Source organism: Caballeronia terrestris (genome assembly GCF_001544515.1).
GTDB classification, from domain to species: domain Bacteria; phylum Pseudomonadota; class Gammaproteobacteria; order Burkholderiales; family Burkholderiaceae; genus Caballeronia; species Caballeronia terrestris.
Genome location: NZ_FCOL02000017.1, coordinates 1 through 21,080, shown reverse-complemented (window position 1 = coordinate 21,080; position 21,080 = coordinate 1). Strand labels below are relative to the sequence as shown.

At 64.0% G+C, this 21,080-nt stretch carries 20 protein-coding genes and 1 pseudogene; 10 read left to right on the top strand and 11 right to left on the bottom strand.

The window, feature by feature from the left end; genetic code table 11:
* The first annotated feature begins 195 nt into the window (after positions 1–195).
* A complete protein-coding gene (locus AWB67_RS16130) occupies positions 196–450 on the top strand; it encodes a GlsB/YeaQ/YmgE family stress response membrane protein (protein WP_087657258.1) in 255 nt (84 codons plus the stop codon).
* Between the two features lie 62 nt (positions 451–512).
* Here the strand turns inward: AWB67_RS16130 and hutI are convergent, their stop codons facing one another.
* From hutI to AWB67_RS16115, 3 genes are all read right to left on the bottom strand, one after another.
* Complete coding sequence (gene hutI / locus AWB67_RS16125; RefSeq protein ID WP_087657257.1) at positions 513–1,718, bottom strand: imidazolonepropionase; 1,206 nt, start codon at positions 1,716–1,718, stop codon at positions 513–515.
* A 6-nt stretch (positions 1,719–1,724) separates the two neighbouring features.
* The gene (gene hutU, locus AWB67_RS16120; protein WP_087657256.1) at positions 1,725–3,413 is read right to left on the bottom strand and encodes a urocanate hydratase; all 1,689 of its coding nucleotides are present in this window, start codon (positions 3,411–3,413) and stop codon (positions 1,725–1,727) included.
* A 320-nt stretch (positions 3,414–3,733) separates the two neighbouring features.
* Positions 3,734–4,198, bottom strand: a complete 465-nt coding sequence (locus AWB67_RS16115) for an Lrp/AsnC family transcriptional regulator (protein ID WP_087657350.1) — start codon at positions 4,196–4,198, stop codon at positions 3,734–3,736.
* Between the two features lie 144 nt (positions 4,199–4,342).
* Here AWB67_RS16115 and AWB67_RS16110 point away from each other — a divergent pair, with 144 nt between their 5' ends.
* Together AWB67_RS16110 and AWB67_RS16105 are read left to right on the top strand one after the other, a co-directional pair.
* Positions 4,343–4,969 (top strand): LysE family translocator, encoded by a 627-nt coding sequence (locus AWB67_RS16110; protein ID WP_087657255.1) that lies wholly within the window; start codon positions 4,343–4,345, stop codon positions 4,967–4,969.
* Between the two features lie 92 nt (positions 4,970–5,061).
* The gene (locus tag AWB67_RS16105) at positions 5,062–5,271 is read left to right on the top strand and encodes a hypothetical protein (RefSeq protein WP_087657254.1); all 210 of its coding nucleotides are present in this window, start codon (positions 5,062–5,064) and stop codon (positions 5,269–5,271) included.
* Positions 5,272–5,278: 7 nt separating this feature from the next.
* On the opposite strand, the gene AWB67_RS16100 is transcribed toward AWB67_RS16105, so the two are convergent.
* The 3 genes from AWB67_RS16100 to AWB67_RS16090 form a co-directional block, all read right to left on the bottom strand.
* Positions 5,279–8,275, bottom strand: a complete 2,997-nt coding sequence (locus tag AWB67_RS16100) for a putative bifunctional diguanylate cyclase/phosphodiesterase (protein ID WP_235025187.1) — start codon at positions 8,273–8,275, stop codon at positions 5,279–5,281.
* Between the two features lie 90 nt (positions 8,276–8,365).
* Positions 8,366–9,145: an N-acyl amino acid synthase FeeM domain-containing protein gene (locus AWB67_RS16095; protein WP_087657252.1), complete on the bottom strand. Its 780-nt coding sequence runs from the start codon at positions 9,143–9,145 to the stop codon at positions 8,366–8,368.
* A gap of 499 nt (positions 9,146–9,644) precedes the next feature.
* Entirely contained in the window at positions 9,645–10,067 is a 423-nt protein-coding gene (locus AWB67_RS16090; RefSeq protein WP_087657251.1) for a hypothetical protein, read from the bottom strand.
* A 290-nt stretch (positions 10,068–10,357) separates the two neighbouring features.
* Between AWB67_RS16090 and AWB67_RS16085 the strand changes: the two genes are divergently transcribed.
* On the top strand, positions 10,358–11,656 hold the full coding sequence (locus AWB67_RS16085) for an EAL domain-containing protein (RefSeq protein WP_235025186.1): 1,299 nt from the start codon (positions 10,358–10,360) through the stop codon (positions 11,654–11,656).
* Here AWB67_RS16085 and pip read toward each other — a convergent pair.
* Positions 11,653–12,633 carry a prolyl aminopeptidase gene (gene pip / locus AWB67_RS16080; RefSeq protein WP_087657249.1) on the bottom strand — a complete coding sequence of 327 codons (981 nt, stop codon included), beginning with the start codon at positions 12,631–12,633 and terminating at the stop codon, positions 11,653–11,655. The two genes, AWB67_RS16085 and pip, sit on opposite strands and share 4 nt — an antisense overlap.
* A 117-nt stretch (positions 12,634–12,750) precedes the next feature.
* Between pip and AWB67_RS16075 the strand changes: the two genes are divergently transcribed.
* Positions 12,751–13,464 (top strand): lysophospholipid acyltransferase family protein, encoded by a 714-nt coding sequence (locus tag AWB67_RS16075; protein ID WP_087657248.1) that lies wholly within the window; start codon positions 12,751–12,753, stop codon positions 13,462–13,464.
* 9 nt (positions 13,465–13,473) lie between these two features.
* On the opposite strand, the gene AWB67_RS16070 is transcribed toward AWB67_RS16075, so the two are convergent.
* Positions 13,474–13,842: a response regulator gene (locus AWB67_RS16070; protein ID WP_087657247.1), complete on the bottom strand. Its 369-nt coding sequence runs from the start codon at positions 13,840–13,842 to the stop codon at positions 13,474–13,476.
* Between the two features lie 149 nt (positions 13,843–13,991).
* Positions 13,992–14,930, bottom strand: coding sequence for a pca operon transcription factor PcaQ (pcaQ, locus tag AWB67_RS16065; RefSeq protein ID WP_087657246.1), 939 nt, complete (start codon positions 14,928–14,930; stop codon positions 13,992–13,994).
* A gap of 113 nt (positions 14,931–15,043) precedes the next feature.
* Between pcaQ and pcaH the strand changes: the two genes are divergently transcribed.
* From pcaH to AWB67_RS16050, 3 genes are all read left to right on the top strand, one after another.
* Complete coding sequence (gene pcaH, locus AWB67_RS16060) at positions 15,044–15,748, top strand: protocatechuate 3,4-dioxygenase subunit beta (RefSeq protein WP_087657245.1); 705 nt, start codon at positions 15,044–15,046, stop codon at positions 15,746–15,748.
* 3 nt (positions 15,749–15,751) lie between these two features.
* Positions 15,752–16,342 (top strand): protocatechuate 3,4-dioxygenase subunit alpha, encoded by a 591-nt coding sequence (gene pcaG / locus AWB67_RS16055; protein WP_087657244.1) that lies wholly within the window; start codon positions 15,752–15,754, stop codon positions 16,340–16,342.
* An 81-nt stretch (positions 16,343–16,423) separates the two neighbouring features.
* Positions 16,424–16,741 (top strand): DUF2288 domain-containing protein, encoded by a 318-nt coding sequence (locus AWB67_RS16050; RefSeq protein ID WP_087657243.1) that lies wholly within the window; start codon positions 16,424–16,426, stop codon positions 16,739–16,741.
* 26 nt (positions 16,742–16,767) lie between these two features.
* On the opposite strand, the gene AWB67_RS16045 is transcribed toward AWB67_RS16050, so the two are convergent.
* Positions 16,768–17,832: a potassium channel family protein gene (locus AWB67_RS16045; RefSeq protein WP_087657242.1), complete on the bottom strand. Its 1,065-nt coding sequence runs from the start codon at positions 17,830–17,832 to the stop codon at positions 16,768–16,770.
* A 79-nt stretch (positions 17,833–17,911) separates the two neighbouring features.
* On the bottom strand, positions 17,912–19,840 hold the full coding sequence (gene prpR / locus AWB67_RS16040) for a propionate catabolism operon regulatory protein PrpR (RefSeq protein WP_374729822.1): 1,929 nt from the start codon (positions 19,838–19,840) through the stop codon (positions 17,912–17,914).
* Positions 19,841–19,976: 136 nt separating this feature from the next.
* Here prpR and prpB point away from each other — a divergent pair, with 136 nt between their 5' ends.
* Together prpB and AWB67_RS16030 are read left to right on the top strand one after the other, a co-directional pair.
* Positions 19,977–20,867 (top strand): methylisocitrate lyase, encoded by an 891-nt coding sequence (gene prpB / locus AWB67_RS16035; RefSeq protein WP_087657240.1) that lies wholly within the window; start codon positions 19,977–19,979, stop codon positions 20,865–20,867.
* A 34-nt stretch (positions 20,868–20,901) separates the two neighbouring features.
* A pseudogene (locus tag AWB67_RS16030) lies at positions 20,902–21,080 on the top strand (2-methylcitrate synthase); the annotation flags it as partial.

Below are 21,080 nucleotides of genomic sequence, written 5' to 3'. Positions count from 1 at the left end.
TTTGCGAGATAGGTGCGGCGGATTTTACCCTGCGCGTCTCAATACCCGCGTCATTCGGGCGATCGTTGGCCGATCGGATGAGGCGTCAGGCACGATCCGTGCCTCTGGCGTCATACCCAAACCACGGCTGCCGTGCTAATTTGCACATGCCGGGACACGCCCGGCCGCAGTCACCCTCAGTTAAGGAGCAAGCGCATGTTCGCATTCATCGGGACTTTGATCGTCGGACTGGTCGTGGGTCTTATCGCGCGCGCGGTCAAGCCGGGCGACGACAGAATGGGATGGATCCTCACCATCGTGCTGGGGATCGCCGGATCGCTGATCGCGGGCTACGTCGGCCGCGCGCTCGGCTGGTATCAGCCGGGACAACCGGCGGGCTGGATCGCTTCGGTGATCGGCGCGATCATTCTGCTCGTGTTGTGGGGCCTTTTCACGAAACGCCGCGCGTAAGCGGTTCCTGAATCGAAACAAAGCCTCGTCGGGAATGTCCTGACGAGGCTTTTTTTTGCACATCAAACGCGGATTTCTTGTCCGCTCCGCACGACGCGCTTTCGCAAATCTCCGCCGAGCCAGTAAGCCAGTTCCGCCGGCCGGCCGATCCGCCATGCGACGAAATCCGCCGCCTTGCCTGCTTCGAGCGAACCGTGCGTGTTGTGCATCCCGAGCGCCCGCGCCGCGTGGATCGTGACGCCGGCGAGCGTCTCCTCCGGCGTCATGCGAAAGAGCGTGCAGCCCATGTTCAGCATCAGCCGCACCGACAGCGCCGGCGACGTCCCCGGGTTCAAATCGCTCGCGAGCGCGATCGGCACGCCATGACGGCGCAGCGCGTGGATCGGCGGCAATTGCGTTTCGCGCAGCACGTAGAACGCTCCCGGTAACAACACGGCGACGGTGCCCGCCTGCGCCATCGCGATGGCGTCGTCTTCGGTCATGTATTCGAGATGATCGGCCGACAACGCCCCGAAGCGCGCCGCCAGCGACGACCCATGCAGCGACGACAACTGCTCCGCGTGCAGCTTCACCGGCAGGCCGAGTTCGCGCGCCGTCGCGAACACGCGCTCGACTTGCGCCGGCGAAAACGCGAGATGCTCGCAAAAGGCATCGACGGCATCGACCAGGCCTTCCTTTGCCAGCGCCGGCAGCATGTCCGAGCAGACAGTCGCAATGTAATCGTCGGCGCGGTTCGCGTATTCGGGCGGCAACGCGTGCGCGGCGAGACACGTGGCGCGCACCGTCAGCGGGAGCTCTTGCGCCAGCCGCCGCGCGACCGCCAGCATCTTGCGCTCGTTGACGAGATCGAGACCGTAGCCCGACTTCACTTCGATCGTCGTCACGCCTTCGCGCAGGAAACCTAGCGCGCGCAGGCGAGCGCTTTCGAAAAGCGCGTCCTCGCTCGCCTCGCGCGTCGCGCGCACCGTGCTCGCGATGCCGCCGCCCTGCGCTGCGATCTCCGCGTAGCTCACGCCCTGCAGACGCTGCTCGAATTCGCCGCTGCGATCGCCGCCGAACACCAGATGCGTGTGGCAATCGACGAAACCGGGCGTGACCCACGCGCCCTCCAGGTCGACCAGTTCATGCGCGGCGTGTGCGGGCACCGAGCCGCGCGGACCGATCCACTCGATCCGCCCGCCATCCGTCAGGATCGCCGCGTCCTCGATGATCGAATAGGCGCCGCCTTGCATCGTCGCGGCGTGGCAGTGTTGCCAGAGTCGTTTCATCGCGGTCTACTTCTTCGGAACCGCGCCTTCGATCATCGGCAGGTCGAGCCCCTTTTCGCGCGCGCATTCCACGGCGATGTCGTAGCCCGCGTCCGCGTGGCGCATGACGCCCGTCGCCGGATCGTTGTGGAGCACCCGGGCGATGCGCGCGGCGGCTTCATCGGTGCCGTCGCAGACGATCACGACGCCCGCGTGCTGCGAAAAGCCCATGCCGACGCCGCCGCCATGATGGATCGACACCCACGTCGCACCGCTCGCGGTGTTCAGGAGCGCGTTGAGGAGCGGCCAGTCGGAGACGGCGTCCGAGCCGTCCTGCATCGATTCCGTCTCGCGATTCGGACTCGCCACGGAGCCGGAATCGAGGTGATCGCGCCCGATCACGACCGGCGCCGACAATTCGCCGCTCCGAACCATCTCGTTGAACGCGAGGCCGAGCTTCGCGCGCTGGCCGAGCCCGACCCAGCAGATGCGCGCCGGCAAGCCCTGGAAGCTGATGCGCTCGCGCGCCATGTCGAGCCAGCGGTGCAGGTGATCGTCGTCGGGGATCAGTTCCTTGACCTTCGCGTCGGTCTTGTAGATGTCTTGCGGATCGCCCGAGAGCGCCGCCCAGCGGAACGGCCCGACGCCGCGGCAAAAGAGCGGCCGGATATACGCCGGCACGAAGCCGGGGAAGTCGAACGCGTTTTCGACGCCCTCTTCCTTCGCCATCTGACGAATGTTATTGCCGTAGTCGAAGGTCGGGACGCCCTGCTGCTGGAACGCGAGCATCGCGCGGACGTGCTCCGCCATCGATTGTTTCGCCGCCTTCACCGTGCCCGCTGCGTCGCTTTGCGCCCGGTCGCGGTATTGCGCCCAGGTCCAGCCAATCGGCAGATAGCCGTTCAGCGGATCGTGCGCGCTCGTCTGGTCGGTGACCATGTCGGGGCGCACGCCGCGGCGCACGAGTTCCGGCAGGACGTCGGCGGCGTTGGCGCACAACGCGATCGACATCGCGCGGCCTTCCGACGTGTAGCGCTCGATGCGCGCGAGGGCGTCGTCGAGATCGGTGGCCTGCTCGTCGACGTAGCGCGTCTTCAGGCGGAAATCGATGCGGCTCTGCTGGCATTCGATATTGAGCGAACAGGCGCCGGCGAGCGTCGCCGCGAGCGGCTGCGCGCCGCCCATGCCGCCGAGGCCAGCGGTCAGCACCCAGCGGCCTTTCAGGTCGCCGCCGTAGTGCTGGCGTCCGGCTTCGACGAAGGTCTCGTAGGTGCCTTGCACGATCCCCTGGCTGCCGATGTAGATCCAGCTTCCGGCCGTCATCTGGCCGTACATCGCGAGGCCGCGGGCATCGAGTTCGTTGAAGTGCTCCCAGCTCGCCCAGTGCGGCACGAGATTCGAGTTCGCGATCAGTACGCGGGGCGCGTTTTCGTGCGTCTTGAACACGCCGACCGGCTTGCCCGATTGCACGAGCAGCGTTTCATCGGCTTCGAGGCGTTTGAGCGTCTCGACAATCTTGTCGTAGCAGGCCCAGTCGCGCGCCGCCCGGCCGATGCCGCCGTACACCACCAGTTCCTTCGGATTCTCGGCGACTTCGGGGTCGAGATTGTTCATCAGCATGCGCAGCGGCGCTTCGGTCAGCCAGCTTTTGGCGTTGAGCGTGGTGCCGCGCGGCGCGCGGATTTCGACATCGCGAAAACGAGAGGATTGGTCCACACGAACTCCTGCGTCTTATGGGTGGGTAGGCCGGCTGGGATCAGACGGCTCTGTTAAAACGCATGGTCTTGTATATACAACTTTGGGTGAATTAGGGATTACCCGTTGTTATAGATGCGAGCTGGCCGTCAGCTTGTGTAGACAAGCTTGCGGGCGTTTTGGGTTTCGGGGTGGTCGAGGTTAGCAGGCGAACTTCGAGAGATTTTCGATTGCTTAGTAGGCTCCATGTGGGCCATTCTGGGCGACAAATAAACAGATGACTGATAAAAGCCCTCATGCGAGCTATTAGTGCTCATTGAAGCCCTCACAAGGGCCATTATCTATAGTAACGGCAGCCCCGTATCCCGCTTCACCTCCCGCAACGACAGCATCGACTCCACCGCAGTCACCCCCGGCAGCGCGCGCAGCACGTCACGCATGAACAAGCCGTATTCATCGAGATCACGCGCCGCGACTTGCAGCAGATAATCCGCGCTGCCCGAGATGTTGTGACACGACACGATCCGCGCGATCGCCTGAATCTCGCGCTCGAAACGATCCGACAGCGCCCGGTCGTGGATGCTGAAACGCACCTGCGCGAACGCGATCACGCCGATGTCGAGCGCTCTCCGCGACAGCACCGCCCGATATCCGCCGATGAACCCATCGCTTTCGAGCCGCTTGAGGCGCCGCGCACAAGGGGTCTCGCTCAAGCCCACGCGTTCCGCCAGTTTCGCGATGGGAATGCGGCCGTCCTGCTGAACCGCGGCCAGAATGGCGCGGTCGATTTTGTCGAGATCGTTCATGGCGATTTCCTTCGTCGAAGCATACAGAATAGCGTTTTCCGCTAAATCCATCATCCAAAGTAGGCCAAAAAGCCAGAAAACGCTCCTCGATCAGCGGCATCATGTAGGCATTCTCAAAACGAACAACAAAGGGCAGAGGTCATCATGGTTTCGCTCCATTTACTCGCGGTGATCGTCGGCGCGCTCGCCGTCGTGTATGCGTTGCCCGGTCCGGACATGGCGCTCGTTCTGCAGACCAGCGCGACGCGCGGCATGAAGCATGGATTCGCGACCGCCGGCGGGCTCGCCATCGCGCGCGCGACGCACGTGACGCTGTCGGCGCTCGGCGTCGCCGCCTTGCTTCGCAGCGCGCCCTGGCTCTACGACGGCATTCGTATCGCGGGCGCGCTCTATCTCGCCTATGTGGCGTATCAGATCTTCCGCTCGCCGGCATTCGGCCTCGACGATGCCGCGCGCCCCAACGCGTCGTCCACGCTGCGCGCGGCCGTGACGAAAGGCGTGCTGAGCAGCATCCTCAATCCGAAGGCGCTGCTCTTCTGCTCCGTGCTGCTGCCGCAATTCGTGCATCAGGAAGCGGGCGCGGTGTGGTCGCAGGTGGTGGAGTTGGGCGTGGTGCTGGTCGCGATCGGCGTCGCGTTCGATGTGACGCTCGCACTCGGCACCGTCAGAATCTCGGGATGGTTGCGCCGTCATCCGCGCGCGCAGGTGGTGCAGCGCTGGACTTTCTCGGGCGCGCTGCTGGCGTTCGCCGTGCGCTTGTCGATCGACTGAGCGGCCTCGCCGCGCGCTCAGTCGTATCGAATAATTTTTCGGATTTTTCTTCGGTTAAGGTTGGCGCACTCCTACCCCATATTCGCCGCGCCATGAGCACACTCGAAGCCCTTCACGCGATCGTCAACGACGAAGCCGCGCCGCAGATCATCCGCGATCACGTCGTCGATTCGCTGCAGTTCGCGCTGCGCAACTACCCGGACTATTTCACGACGAAAGAAGTGCAGTGGCTCGCCCAGTGGGACGACACGCGCATCCCGATCGCGGCCGCCAAAGTGCTGGGAGCGATCAAAACAGCGTAGAAGCCACTCAGTGCGTGCCCATCTTCGCGCGCCACTCGTAGCCGTAAGTCAGCGCCTGATCCGGCTCCGACAAGCATTCGATGATGTTCACCACTTCCGGGTCCTTCACGAAGCTGGCGGCGGAACTCGCGGCCAGAATCGCCGCGCTTTCCTGCGGCTTCGCGATCAGATAACCCTGCACATAATCCACGCCGATTTCCTGCAGCGCACGCAGCGTCTCGGCATCCTCGACCCATTCGGCGACGCTGCGCATGCCCAGATTGCGTGCCAGCGCGACGATCGCCTCGACGATCGCGATATCCGCCGGATGCGCGCACATCGTGCGGACGAATTCGCCGTCGATCTTCAGCGCATCGGCCGATAGCGCCTTCAGGTATTTAAACGACGTGTAGCCCGCGCCGAAGTCGTCGAGCGCGATCTTGCCGCCCATGTCGTGGACACGCGAGATGAAGCGCTGCGTGTTCTCCAGATCGTGCAGCGCCACGCTCTCGGTGATTTCGAGACAGAGGTAGTGCACGATCGAAGGATGCTGCGCGAAGAGCGCGAAGATGTCCTCCATGAACTGCTCGTCGTTGAGCGACCCGCCCGACAGATTCACGCAAATGAACTGTGTGTTCGGCAGCGATTCCTGGTTTTTCTCGATCCACGCGAGGAGCGTCGTCATTACCCAGCGGTCGATCGCGGCGATATTGCCCGACTCCTCCGCCGCGACGATGACCTTGCCCGCGGGCAAAGTCGTGCCGTCTGGTGCGCGCATGCGCAGCAGCACCTCGAAATTCAGCGACTCGGTCGGCGCCGAGAGCGACATGATCGGCTGCATCACGAGGAAAAGCCCCGGCGGCAGGCGATTGCGGCCGAGCGTCTCGACGAGCTTCAATTCCTCCGCGCGCTCCTCGAACGCGGCGGCGCCCTTGCGGTACGTGACGAGGTGCGTGTGCGCGACCTTCTTCGCCTCGCGACAGGCGCGGTCGGCATGCGAGAGCGCATCCTGGACGCGCACGCCGCGCGAACACTCGACGAGCCCGATCGACGCCTTCACCTGGAACGCGCGATTGCCGACCTGATACGGCGCGTCGCTCAAAATCGAGATGAGCTCGTGGCATTGCGCGATGGCGTCGTCGATCGACGTATCGCTCATCACGCACACGAATTCGTCGCCGCCAATGCGGCCGACCGGATAGTCGCGCTTGAAGTGCGCGCGGGTGCGGGATGCGACCTGCTTCAGCACTTCGTCGCCGGAGCGGTGACCGAACAGGTCGTTGACGAGCTTGAAGCGGTCGAGGTCGATATACGCGAGCGCCCACGGCAGCGTTTCCTCGCTCTCCGCCGCGATCGCCTTTTCCACGCCGCGGCGGTTGAGCGAACCCGTCAGCGGGTCGTGCTCGGCGAGAAAGCGCAGGCGTTCGATCGCTTTCGAACGCTCGGTGACATCCTGCAACGATCCTTCGATCCACCCGTTCGATTCGATCGCCTTCAGCAAATAGCGCCGCTCGCCTGTGCCGCGCGCGGCGGCGCCGCCCATTTCGAGTTCGCCATCGCTGCCCTTCGATGCCAGCGCCTGCAGCGAACCCCACGCGCCCGCCTCGAAGTAGTCGTTCCAGTGACGCAGTTTGTACTCTGCCTTGTGCAGGTCGAGCATCGCGCGCAGGGCGGGATTGGCGCGCACGAAATGACCCTCGGAATCTAGCGTGAAGAGGCCGATCGGGGTGACTTCATAGGTATTGCGCAGTTCGGTCTGCGCCTGCCGGCGGTGCTCGCGCTCGGCGCGCATCTGCTCGGCGATCGCGAAGGCCGCCATCATGCTCGACGAAAGCGCCGCCATCACCGTGTTGACGCCGCCGAACAGCAGTTTCAGGCCGAAGGCGGCGCCCAAGACTTCGGAAAACGTCGCGAACAGGACGATTCCGAGCGACGCGACATACCAGAGCACGGTGCGCGAGCGCGCCATCCAGACGAGGCGCGCGAGCAAGAAGATCAGCACGGCCATGCCGAAGCCGCCGAGGCCCCACAGCGCCGGAATGAAATACCCGTACGGCAGCACTATGGCGAGCGCGAGCAGCAACAGTCCCACGTACTGACCGGCGCGCAGCAGCCAGTGATAGCCGACCACGCGCAGTTCGCGGCGGAACAGCTGGCTGAAGAGCGCGCCCGTCAACAGGTAGTAGGCGGCGAACGTGATCTGGCGCAAAAGCGGCATCCAGTCGGGCGGGATTTCGCGGTCGAGCCATTGCGTGTCCCAGCCCATCGCGTTCGCGCAGAGCCGCAGGTTGCCGACGAGCCACACCGCGAAGATCACATAGGTCCATTCGCGGTTGATCATCGCCGTCACGAAGACGAAGACGGCGAGCGTGAGCAGTCCGCCGCCGATCAGGCCCGAGCTTTCCTGGAAGTCGAGCGCCGAGTTGCGCAGATGCACCGAGTCCCAGCCGAGCGCCGTGACCTGCGCGGGGCCGGAGAACGTGCCGCGGCACACGAGCGGCACGTTTTCGGTGATATACCCGAGAAAGACGGAAAAGCCGGCCTTGATCGCGCGCATCTCGCCTGAGGCGCCCTGCCGGTCGGCGTGGCCGAGGGGCTGCATCGTCGACGCATTCCAGCAGGACAGCGTGAGCGCATGACGCGATGGAAATTCGACGAGCGTCGGATGCGCCTTGCCGGTGGCGGGCGCGGTGAAACTGAACCAGATGGGAGATTCGGAGAGTTGCGTGCTGAAGCGCGTCGTGGACGGCGCATTGTGCAGTTTTGCGAGCGCACCGGCGGGGCCGAGCGTCGTGCCGCGTTCGTCGAAGACGTGCATCGGCAGCGTGATCGAGCCAGTGGATTCGTATTGCCGCGGCAGCAGAAAAAGGGTTGCGATGGTCCCGATGACGATGACGAACGGGATGACGTAGACGGAAAAAAGGTAAAGCGCGCGATCGAGCCACGACCCCGTGTGCCGGTATCTGGAAAGGGAAAATAACGTAGCCGACGCCATACTGGAGAATCCCCGTTTTGCGCGACTCATGTCGCGCTGGTGATGGCGGGGGCGCCAAACCACGCCCGCCATCGCCATTGTGTTGTTACCCGGGCCCCCGGACTGCCCGGTTAAATCTAGTTACCTGCCATAAGCCACCTGCGAGGCCTCCGGGCATCGTACCGTTTCACGCTCGAAAGATAAATCTGCGGTACTCAAATCGATATCCGGATGATGCGTCTGAAACACAAAACGGAATAACGGATGACCCGCTTCTTCCCAACGTTGCCGCGCGACACCCACTTCACCCGCCAAAACGCGATGCGGCAATCCGCCGACGTGCGCCATCGGAATGAATTCCTTCTCGCCAAACACATCTTCGAACAGCATGGTTTCGTATTCCCGATCGAGCGGCGAACGGGCCGTAATCACCATCCAGTCGATGTGCTGTTGTTCGCAATATAAAAAGAGGCTCTTGAACAACATCATTTTAACCACTCGCCCCACCGAGCCGCCCGCCACCCCGAGGCGAGTCGCTTCGGCAAGCCTCACACCGTTCAGATGGTCCGGCAGCCGCACCGAATGCTCCACGCCGAGCGGTGCGAATTCGTTCGTCTGAATCCGCATCGTGCCGAGCGGCGCGCCGTCCAGTTTCGACTCCGCGAGCAGAATTGCCGTGCCCGGTTCGCGATCGCAAGCATCAACCGTCATTTTTTCGGCGAAGTCAGGCAGATGTCTCCCGTACGCGGCGCGACGGATGTTCACGGCTTTCTGCAGATCACGCTCGCTCGAGACGATACGAATAGTAAACGGCATCCGTTCGGGTTTCTGAAGAGCGCGGATTGAAGAAAGCTCGCGGCGTGCGGCATTTGCGTGACGGTCGAATTCGGCTGCTTCAGTTGTCAGGTTGAGACGATCCATATGTAACCCCATTTTGTTGGCTATTAGAAAAAGTGCCGCGCCCGATCAAGAAAAAGACGCTCGTGCGCGGCGGAAACGAGCGTCTCATGAGTTGTAATAACGGCGTGAGCGCTGGCAGATATTTCTAAACAAAATTCAGGGTGGGACCATCAAGAAATTACCGAAACTGCCGATAGACGACACGCTTTTCCCCAGCGTTGAGCATTTCGCCCAATTACGCGCGTATTAGGTGCATGAATTCCATAAATCGAGTAAGCAGGCGTAATGAATTGGAAAGCGCATTACATACAGCGCTAAGTCATCAAAACGGAAATTGATTGAAAAATCGAGGCGCAAACGGTTGCGCGCGTCAATTTAAGTAAATTACCGCACGCTCAAAGGTTTGACATGCGGCGTGGATGATGGCGATTCAGTGAGAATCGATGGCAGCAATTCGCTTGCGTCAATAAAAAACGGCTCCGTGAAAGGAGCCGTTGGCGGGATCGGGATACCGGAGGGGTCAGTCTTCGTCGTCGAGCCAGGGGATGTCGACGTCGGTGATGAACGCGACCATCGCGAGCGGGCGCCCTTCCTGGCGTCCGATCTTGCCGTCCGCGCGCTGCCATTCGCAGCGGAACATCGTGGCAGGCGTGTCGGCGAGCAGCGTGATCGTGCGCAATTCGTCGGGATCGGCGTCTTCAACCGGGCCGTCGAGCGACACCAGCAACTGCTGCGGCCACATGCCGTCGGCGGGATCGTAGATCTTGTCGCCGTCGTGGATCACGACGAACGCTTCCACGCCGATCGTCGACGATGCCTCGACGATCATCTTGCCGAGCGCGCGCAACACGGCGGTCGCGCGGCCCGAGTTGGCCTGGCGGATGGCCAGATCGCCGCGCGTAAGCGCCTGCTCGAGTTTCGGATTGGTTTTTTGTTGCGCCATCGAATCGCCTCTTTGTCTTGGATTCACCGTTCGACGGGCCCCGCCCGCCTTGGTTGCCAGGCGCGATCCTACCATCGCTGTCTCAATTTACTTTTCATACGGTTTTTCAAACGTTGTTTCAAAGATAGGATGCGCGCTGGCTCGCGGCAATTTTTTCTAAGGCCCGCCATGGCAAACCATGGATCGCGCACTTTTCTGGCTTGAGCCGCTCAAGTCCTCGCGTGACCGACCGATAAGCTGTCTATCGAACCTCTTCGGACCACGCCGCGGCCCCGCCGTCAGCTCACCATGTGCGAATTTCCATCGACAAGGCGCCGCCCGCTGCCGGCCGCGCTCGTGAATCGCGAGCCTGTCCGCTGATGCTGCGCACGCGGCATACCTTCGACGGCATCGCACTCGCTTCGCATCTGCAGCCGATCTACAGCCTGCCGCACCAGCGCGAAGTGGGCTACGAGGCGTTGCTGCGCGGCGAAGCGGACGGCGAGTCATCGTCCAGACCGCTGATCTCGCCGTTCGAGCTGTTCGCAAAGGCGATCGTCGAGGGATCGGTGGCGCGGCTCGATCGCATGAGCCACGCCGCGCATCTCGCCAACGCGGCCTCGCGCCTGCCAGACGCCACCTGGCTCTTTCTCAACATCAACCCGGCGACGTTCACCGCGCCCGGCTACGCCGCAGAGCTCGCCGTGCTCGCGCGCGAGCGGGGCCTGGCGCCCGAGCGCATCGTGATCGAAGTGCTGGAATCGGGCGGCAGCCAGCTCGACCGCATCGCGCACGCGACGCGCGCGTATCGCGCGGAGGGCTTTCTCGTCGCCGTCGACGATTTCGGCGCCGGCCATTCGAATATCGACCGGTTGCTGACGCTCAAGCCCGACATCGTCAAGCTCGACCGCAGCCTCGTACGCACGCAGGGCGCGCATCTGCGTGACGCGCTGCTGCCGAAACTCGTCGGTTTGCTGCACGAATCGGGGATGTTCGTCGTGGCGGAAGGCATCGAGACCGAGGCCGACCTGTTTCTCGCGGCGCGCTCGAACGTCGATTTCGTGCAGGGGTTCCTGTTCGGCCAGCCCGCGCCGGAACTGCCGCCGCGATCGGAGGCGATGCCGCTCTTCGAACGCACCTTCGATACGCTCGCCGACGTGCGCCGCTCCGAGCGCCTCGCGAGCGACTTGCTGCTAATGCCGTACCGCTCGCGGCTGACTGAAGCCTCTGCGCGCATCGCACAAGGCGCGAGCACAGCAAGCGCGTGCGCCGCGCTGCTCGCGCTGCCGTGCACGGTGAGCAGCTTTTTCCTCGATGCGCGCGGCCGCGAGTTCACGCCGGCGCTGCCCGGCGCGGCCGCGAAGGCGCCGAGCGAGCGCTTCTCGCCGATCGTCGATCCGTCATCCGGACGCTGGGACAACCGCGACTATTTCGTCGAGGCGCTCGCCACACCCGAGCGCGTGTTTGTAAGCGCGCCGTATCTCTCGGTGACGGGGACGTCGCTCTGCGTGACGCTGACCGTCGCCGTGCGGCGCGGCGCGAAAGTGATCGTCGTCGGCTCGGACGTCGACTGGAGGCTGCTGTCGGGCCCCGCCGCCGATATTCTCTAGCCGGCGAGCGCCTTCGAAAGCGCCTCGCCGCCCGCGCGCAGCGCTGCGACGTTGCCGGGTTCGAAGGTCCAGTGGCCGGCGGCATCGACGATGGAAAGCTGGGCGCCCGGCCAGTGTTCCGCGAGTTCGAGCGCCTGGTCGGCCGGACAGACCATGTCGAAGCGACCATGCACGATGTGACACGGCAAGTGGGAAATAACGCCGACGCGCGGCAAAAGCGGCTCGGGCGGCAATTCGTTCGTCATGTAGTGGCGCTCCAGAAGCGCCATCGAGATGGCCGGTGCGTTGGATTCGCCGGTTTCCTTTTTGCCCTCTTCCGGCGGCGGCGCGTTCTCCTTTTGGGGCTTGTTCACCACCGACAGCGTCGTCTCATACGCCGTCCAGGCGCGCGCGAGCCGCGTGCCGGCTTCGTCGAAACGGGCGAGCGGCGCCTCGGCGAGCGTCAGGATCTCCGGCGCATTGCGCGGCCGCTTGCCGGAAGCGGTTTCGATCGCGTCGAGAAAATTCCGATGCGCGTCCGGAAACACGCGCCGCACGGCCCACAAAAACCAGTCGATGTCCTCGCGTCGCGCGAGAAACACGCCGCGCAGGAGAAATCCGAGACAGCGCTCCGGATGCGCGACGCCGTACGCCAGCCCGAGCGTCGTGCCCCACGAGCCGCCAAAAATCGCCCATTTCTCGATGCCGAGCAGCACCCGCAGTTTCTCCATGTCGCCGACGAGCGCATCGATGACGTTTGCTTCGAGCTTGCCGAACGGCGTCGACTTGCCGCAGCCGCGCTGGTCGAAAAACACGATGCGCCACTTCGACGCATCCAGCACCTCCGCCCACTTCAGGTTCATCGCGCCGCCCGGGCCGCCATGCACGACGAGCATCGCTGGCATGTCGCGCGGACCTTGCGCGCGCCAGTAGATCGTGTGGCCGTCGCCTACGTCGAGCATGCCTTCGTCGAAATCGATTGCTGCTGCTTCCGCCATGTATTTCTCCCGTTGATCGAGGCCTAAGCTTAAAGGACGGCCCAGACACGCGGCCCCCGACAGGCTATCCTTCGGGTTTCCGCGTAAACCCGCCTCCATTTCCTGCAAAGCGTTTCGATGCCCCGAACCCTCGTCAAGTGGCTGTTCGCCACGTATCTTCTCGGCAGCGGCATCGTCTGGTCGATCCTGATTCTGCCTCTGTTTCCGTTCGTCGGCCGTCGCGGCCGCTACTGGCTCGCGCGGCAATGGTGCCGCGCGGTGGTCGTGATGATGCGCGTCATCGTCGGCGTGACGTGTTCCGTCGAAGGGCTGGAGCACCTGCCCGACGGCCCGTTCATCATGCTGTGCCGCCATGAATCGACGTGGGAGACGCTCACGTTCATGGCGCTCTTTCCGCGCCGCGTCAGCTTCGTGTTCAAGCGCGAACTCAAAAAGATTCCGTTTTTCGGCTGGGTGCTGGTCGGACTCGACATGGTCAGTCTCGATCGGGGGTCGCTGCGTCAGGCGCATCAGGCCGTGACGCGGGAATGCGCGGAAAAGCTCGCGCTCGGCGATGCAGTCGTGATCTTTCCGGAAGGCACGCGCGTCGCGCACGACGCGCCGCTCAAGCTGGCTTCCGGCGGCGTGCGGCTCGCGTGCGCGACGCAGGTGCCGGTAGTGCCCGTGGTGCACGATGCGGGCAAGGTATGGCCGGCGAAGAAATGGCCGGACCGGCCGGGACACATCCGCGTGATCGTCACGCCGACGCTGCCGCCCGACTGCACCATCCCGCAGGAGTTGAACAGGCTTGCGCAGGTGCAGATGGATCGCGCGCTGGCGGAGTTGCGCTGAAACGCCGTTTCAGTAAAGCGGGCGCACCGTGGCCGCGCACAGGCGGTTCACGGCGGAGATCAGCGTTTCCATCTCGACGGGTTTCTGCAAATAGCCGTCGTAGTTGACGAAGGCCGGCGGGTTTGGGTGGCCCGAAATCATCAGGAAGGGAATTCTTGCCAGCGCGGTGTCGTTTTTCATCGTCTGGCAAAGCAGCGCGCCGCCGAGGCCCGGCATCATCCAGTCAGACACCACGATATCCACGCGATGCTCGGCCAGCAACGCCAGCGCGGCGTGGCCGTCGTACGCGCAAAGCACAGTGCAATCCGCATCCTGCATGCAGATCGCCCAGGCTTCGATGGTGGCGGGATCGTCGTCGACGAGCAGTACGGTCTTCATTTTCCTTTCAGTGACAGCAGAGCCTGCGGCAGGCGCTCTCGATGTGACCACGCGCAACAAGATTTGGTTGCACCAGTATCGCGCGAAAACGTTACGTCTGCTGAAATCATCGTAGCATTGGGCGGGCCTGACCCGATCAGCATCGACGGTTACTTCGTGCTGATGCGCGCGCGCCCCGCCTCGCGGATCGCATCGGTCAGGCTGTCCTCGACCGGCGTGCGCGCGGCGTCGTTGCGGCGTATCAGGCCGATCGGCTCGTCGGTGCCGGCGAACGGCATCGCGAGCTGCACGAGCAGGCCGAGCGCGATGTCGTGCTGGACCGCGCCCGCCGGCACGAACCACACGGCGTCGTTGTGCAGCGCGAGCGCGCGCCCAAGCGACACCGAGAGCGTCTCGACGAACGCGCTCAGCGCATGCGCGCCGAACGCCGTCAGCACGCTTTCCGCCGATTGCCGGATCAGGGTCCCGAACGGCGGCACGACTACGGAGAAGCGCGCGAGCATCAACGGCGTCAGCGGCGCCTCGAACGACAGCGGATGATCGCGCCGCACGACCACCGCCAGCGGCTCGCGATAAATCTGCTCGAACGAGAGCCCGAGCATGCCCTCCGGGTCCGACACCCGCCCGACCACGAAATCGACCTCACCCGCTTTCAGCCGGGAGAGCAACTGCGCGTTCGAATCCGTCCACACGCTCACCGACACCGCCGGCCACTGCGCCCTGAAATCCGCGAGCGCGGGCGGCAGGAGCGCAGTCGCGACGGTCGGAAGCACGCCGATTGCTACCGACCCCGGCACGTCGCCGCTTTCGCGCAGCAGCACGTCGACGCCTTCGCGCAGCGCCGCGACGCACGAACTCGCGTGCGGCGCGAAAAGCCGCCCTTCGCGGGTCGGAACGGCGCCGCGCCGCCCACGGTCGAAGAGCCGGACGCCTAGAATGGATTCGAGTTCCCCGATCGTCTTCGATACAGCGGGCTGGGTGATCGAAAGGCTGTCGGCGGCTCGCTGCACGCTGCCGAGCTGCGTGACCGCCAGGAAGCATTGCAGATGCCGGAACTTGACGCGTGTATTCGTGAAGTCGTTATCCATGACGAATCGTTATGGCTGAGTGCATAAAACATCATTTTCCATAACTTCGATGCTTCGTTAAAGTAGTCATCAGAAATATCCCATTTCAACTTCAAAGAACAGGAGACAGTCGAATGACTTCGCCCATCCTCACACCGCGCGATTGGGAATCGCATCCGCCCTATAGCTATCCTGGTTACAGCTCGTCCGTGCTGCGCAGCCCGTCGCGTCCGCTGATTCCGCTGAAGGAAAACCTGCGCGACCGCCGCGTGCCGGTGTACGGCGCCGACGACCTCGGCAAGCTCGACCACGACCTCACGAAGAACGCCGCAAAGAACGGCGCGCCGCTCGGCGAGCGCATCATCGTGACGGGCCGCGTCCTCGACGAAGGCGGGCGCCCCGTGCGCAATACGCTCGTCGAAATCTGGCAGGCGAACGCCGCCGGCCGCTATGTGCATAAGAACGACCAGCACGATGCGCCGCTCGACCCGAACTTCCTCGGCGCGGGCCGCTGCGTCACCGACAACGAAGGCCGCTATCGTTTCCTGACGATCAAGCCGGGCGCGTATCCGTGGGGCAACCATCCGAACGCCTGGCGTCCGAACCACATCCACTTTTCGCTCTTCGGCGATTATTTTGGTTCGCGTCTCGTCACGCAGATGTATTTCCCCGGCGACCCCCTGCTCAAGCTCGACCCGATTTTCCAGGGTACGCCGGAGCATGCGCGCGAACGCATGATCTCGCGCTTTTCCATCGATACGACGGAAGAAAACTACGCGCTCGGCTACGAATTCGACATCGTGCTGCGCGGCCCCGACCAAACCCCGACGGAGGCTTGAACCATGACCACGCTGAAACAAACCCCGTCGCAAACGGTCGGACCGTACTTCGCTTACGGCCTGTGTCCCGAGCAGTACAACTTCGATCTGAAGAGCCTCTTCACGCCCTCGGCGGCCGATCGTGAAGCAGCGGGCGAACACATTTCGATCGTCGGCAACGTCCACGACGGCGAAGGCAAGGTAATCGGCGACGCCGTCCTCGAAATGGCGCAGGCCGATTCGACGGGGCACTATGTAGAAAGCGTCGCTGAAGCGAAGAAGTCGGGCTTTCGCGGCTTCGCGCGAGTCGGCACGGGCACGGACCCGAAGCTGCGTTTTGTCGTGGATACGATCAAGCCGGGCAAGACCGGCGACGACGCGGCGCCGCACATCGACGTGATCCTGCTGATGCGCGGCATGCTGCTGCACGCGTACACGCGGATCTACTTCGAGGACGAAGCCGAGGCGAACGCGAAGGATGCGGTGCTCGCGAGCGTCCCCGAAGACCGCCGCGCGACGCTGGTCGCCAAGCGCGAGCCAGATACGTCGAGCACGATCTATCGTTTCGATATTTATCTGCAAGGCCCGAAAGAGACCGTTTTCTTCGATCTCTAAGCTCGGCCGCGGCAAAGCGAAGGGATGCGTCCGGCACGATGGTTTATAGTGTCGGACGCACAAATATCAACGCTTTCCGCCATGTCCGACGCATCGTCCCCCTCCCCGCTTTATCTCAAACTCATTGGTGAAACCGCGCAGATCGGCTGGTCCGAACTGGAGCGCTTCTTCGCGCGCGGCGTCCTGCTGAGGGTGGCGCGCGATCTGGATCTCGTGAGCGTGGCGGAAGCCGTCGCCAGCGACGATACGAAGCGGGTCGCCGAATGGCTGTCGTCGGGATTGATCGAGCGCGTCCAGGCCGGGACCGCCGCCGATTTCGCCGCGCGCGATCCGGAGTTGTGGGCCGTCGTGGTGTCGCCGTGGGTTTGTGTGCAGGAGCGCTCAGGCGCGCCGAACTGACGGCGCGTCCAGCGCTAAACCCAGCGCTAAATGACGCTGTCCCGCCGTGACGACTGGATCATCACGAGCGTGTCGCCCGCTTCGATCGCGACGTGCGGGTCTTCGTAAAATTCCATCACCTTCCCCGCCCGCGCGAGTCCGACGATGATCGCGCCCTTCACCTCGTTCGTCATGCGCCCGACTTCCTCGGGCAGCGCCGCGCGCTCCAGCAGCGTCACGCGTCCGCGCGCCGATAGCATGTCGGAGACGAACGGCACGACATACTCGCTCTCGACCGCATCGGCGAGCAGCAACCCGCCGATCTTCGTCGACGAGACGATCACGTCCGCGCCCGCCTGACGCAACTGCCGCTGGAAAACGTGCTCCTGAATCCGCACGACGAGCTTCACGTTCGGTGCGAAACTGCGCACCGAGAGCGTGACGAGAATCGCGGTCGGATCGTCAGAGACGGCGACGATCACCGCGTGCGCCTTGCTCACCTGCGCCTCGCGCAAAATGTCCTCGCGCGACGGATCGCCGAGCAGCCCCGTCACGCCGGCGGAGGTCGCCGCTTCAAGCGCATCCGGATTCGTATCGATCACGACGATGCGGTGCGCGTCCGTGCCGCTTTCGAGCAGCTCGCGCACGGCGATCGATCCGCTCAATCCGTAACCGCACACGAGAATGTGCTGACGCAGGTTTCGTTGCAGGCGCTTCATGCGATATTCCTCGACGATACGGTGGATCACCAGTTGATACGCGGTGCCCAGAAAGATGAACCAGATGATGACGCGGATCGGCATGATCAGGAGCGCATCCATGAGACGCGCGCGCGGCGTGACCGGCACGATATCGCCGTAGCCGACGGTCGCGACCGTCACCATCGTGAAATAGACGACGTCGATGAGCGACATCGATTCGTTCGGCGCCTTCGATGCGTCGCGCAGCCCGTCGCGGTCGATGTAAAGGATTGTGAACGCGAGCAGGCACAATGCGAGCACGAGGTACACGCGGCGCAACAAGAGGCGCTGAGGCGAGATGGCCGGGCGGCTGAAAAGCGTGCGCGCGCGCACCCGCTGCCACGGCATGCGGGCGTCACGCGGCACGCGCATGCGCGGTTTCGTCGACGGGCGCGGTGAGGACAAGTTCAGTATCTCGAAGAGTTCGGAATCGGTTGATTCTACCGGTTGCCTAGCGCGCTGCGTTCAACTTGCGCCAGAGCGTCGTCTTGCTGATGCCGAGCGCGGCGCAGGTCTTGTCGCGATCACCGTCGAAGGCTTCGAGCGCCGCGCGGATCTCGTCGGCCTGGGTTTTCTGTGCGCGCTGTTTCAGCGTGAGATCAGCGGCGTTCGTCGTCAGTTCGGGCGCGATGGCGCGCAGGAGCGATGGCGTCACGGCCGCGTCCGAGGCGTCTTCCAGTTCCACCGCGATCCGCTCGATCACGTTCTGCAATTCGCGCACGTTGCCCGGCCAGGAATACGCGGCGAGCATCGACAGCACGGGTTCCAGCAGTGCGTGCGCCGCTTTTGCTTCGCTCATGCGCCGCGCGAGTTTGAGCAAATGCGCGGCGAGCATCGGAATGTCGGATGTGCGCTCGCGCAACGGCGGCAACACGAGGTTGAGAATATTGAGACGGTAGTAGAGGTCGGAGCGGAATTCGCCCGCCTCGATGCGCTCCGTCAGCGCGCGATGCGTCGCCGCGACGACGCGCACGTCGACCTGCAGCGGCTCCGTCGATCCGAGCCGGACGACTTCGCGCTCCTGAAGCACGCGCAGGAGGCGGCTTTGCAGCGACAGCGGCATCTCGCCGATTTCATCGAGAAAGAGCGTGCCGCGATGCGCGGTCTCGATCAGCCCCGCCTTGCCACCGCGCCGCGCGCCGGTGAACGCGCCTTCCTCGTAGCCGAAGAGTTCGCTTTCCAGCAACGTGTCCGGAAACGCGCCGCAGTTGAGCGCGACGAACGCGAACTCGCGCCGCGCGCTCGCGTTGTGGATACCCTGCGCCGCCAGTTCCTTGCCCGTGCCGCTTTCGCCGCGGATCAGCACGGTCGCGTCCGAACGCGCGTAGCGCAGCATGCGGCGCCGGACCTGGTCGATCGCGTCGCAATCCCCGAGCATATCGCCGACGACGTAGCGCGCCACCAGTTGCGGCGCGCGCTGCCGCGAGCGCACCGAGCGGTCCATGCGCTGCAGCGCGACCGATTCCTGGAACGTGACGATCGCGCCCGCCGCGCGGCCTTCGCCCAGCGCGCTGCGGTGGATCACGTAGCTCGCGCCGCGCACGGTTTCCAGCGTTTCGCCCGCCTCCTTCGGCACCGCCGCCGCGACTTCCGGCGCGATCTCGGCGAGACTCCGCCCCACCGCTTCCGATGGCGCCGCCCGCAGCATCTCGGCCATCTTCCCCGAGAGCGCCTCGATGCGGCCATCGGCGTTGAGCGCGATCACGCCATCGCGCAGGTTTTGCAGCACCTGGTCAAGCCGGCGTCGACGCATCGTGGCGGCGAGCGTCGCGCGGGCGACTTCGAGCGCGGTATCGAACGCGGCCTGCACCGAAGCGCGCGAATACAGGAACACCGACTTCAGCCCCGCCTTCTCCGCGAGCTCCGTCACGAGGCCCGGCCCGACGATCGCCTCGACGCCACGGTCGCGCAAATCGAGCACGCACGCCTCGGCGTCCTGCGCCGCCAGATACGACGACGTCTCGACGCTCACGCCGAACGCCGCGAAAAAGCGCCTGAGTTCGGACGGCGTCTCGCCGTGCGTGACGAGCGCGACCGCCTGCGCCTCGCGGCGCGCGCGCGCGAGCGCGTGCATCACGTCGAAGCCGGTCGGCGTGACGAGTACGACCGGCAAGCCGGTGCGCGCCTTCAGATAGCTGCCGTTCGATCCGGCCGCGACGATCACATCCGGCCGATCGACGCCCGCGCTCTCGATTTCCTGCAACGCGTCCTCGAAACCGCGCGCGACGATGCGCAGGTCGGCGAGTGGATCGTAGTCGGCGGCGATGTCGCGGTAGAGATCGCGCAGCTTGCTGATGCCGATTGCCCAGATGCGCGGGCGGGCGTTTTCTAGGGGAGTCATATTTTCAGGTCGAGGCGGATAGCTGAATGTTAGCTTCATTTTCCCGATGTGAAACCATCGATTTCATTTCTGAAATAAAACGGCAAGGCGCCCGGACAGGAATCCCTTTGCAATCAATGCCATAGCGGAGTGGCCTGTAACTTGCCTATTAGGCACCGTTCCCTGGAGAAACCCGATGAAATCAGAACAACCCTCAAGCGCCGGCGCCCGGTTCCGCGCGGCCGTCGCCAACGAAGCGCCGCTGCAAGTGGTCGGCGCGATTACGGCTTATGCCGCGAAGATGGCCGAAGCGGTCGGTTTCAAGGCGCTCTATCTGTCAGGCGGCGGCGTCGCGGCGAACTCGCTCGGCGTGCCCGACCTCGGCATCAGCACGATGGACGACGTCCTCATCGACGCGCGCCGCATCACCGATGCAACGCAACTGCCGCTCCTCGTCGATATCGATACCGGCTGGGGCGGCGCGTTCAACATCGCGCGCACGGTCAAGTCGTTCATCAAGGCGGGCGTGGCGGCGGTGCATCTCGAAGACCAGGTCGGGCAGAAGCGCTGCGGGCATCGGCCGGGCAAGGAAGTTGTGCCGATCGACGAGATGGTGGATCGCGTGAAGGCCGCCGTCGATGCCCGCACCGACGAGCAGTTCGTCATCATGGCGCGCACCGATGCGGCCGCAGCCGAAGGCATCGACGCCGCGATCGAGCGCGCGGTGGCCTACGTGGAAGCGGGCGCGGACATGATTTTTCCCGAGGCGATGAAGACGCTCGACGACTACCGGCGCTTCAAGGCGGCCGTGCGCGTGCCGATCCTCGCGAACCTGACGGAGTTCGGCTCGACGCCGTTCTTCACCGTCGATGACCTTAAAGCCGCCGACGTCGATATCGCCTTGTACTGCTGCGGCGCGTATCGCGCGATGAACGCGGCGGCGCTGAATTTCTACGAAACGGTCAGGCGCGACGGCACGCAAAAGGCCGCCGTCGAAACGATGCAGACGCGCGAGGATCTGTATCGATACCTCGGCTATCACGCCTACGAAGACAAACTCGACCAGCTTTTTGCCGCAAAAAAGTAACAGCAACCATTTTGCATGGGACAGGAGACGATTCATGAGCGAAGCAGATAACGCCACCGCGCAAACTGGCGCATTCAAGCCGAAGAAATCCGTCGCGCTGTCGGGGGTGACGGCGGGAAACACCGCGCTGTGCACTGTCGGCAAGACGGGTAACGACTTGCACTATCGCGGGTACGACATTCTCGACGTCGCGAGTACGTGCGAGTTCGAGGA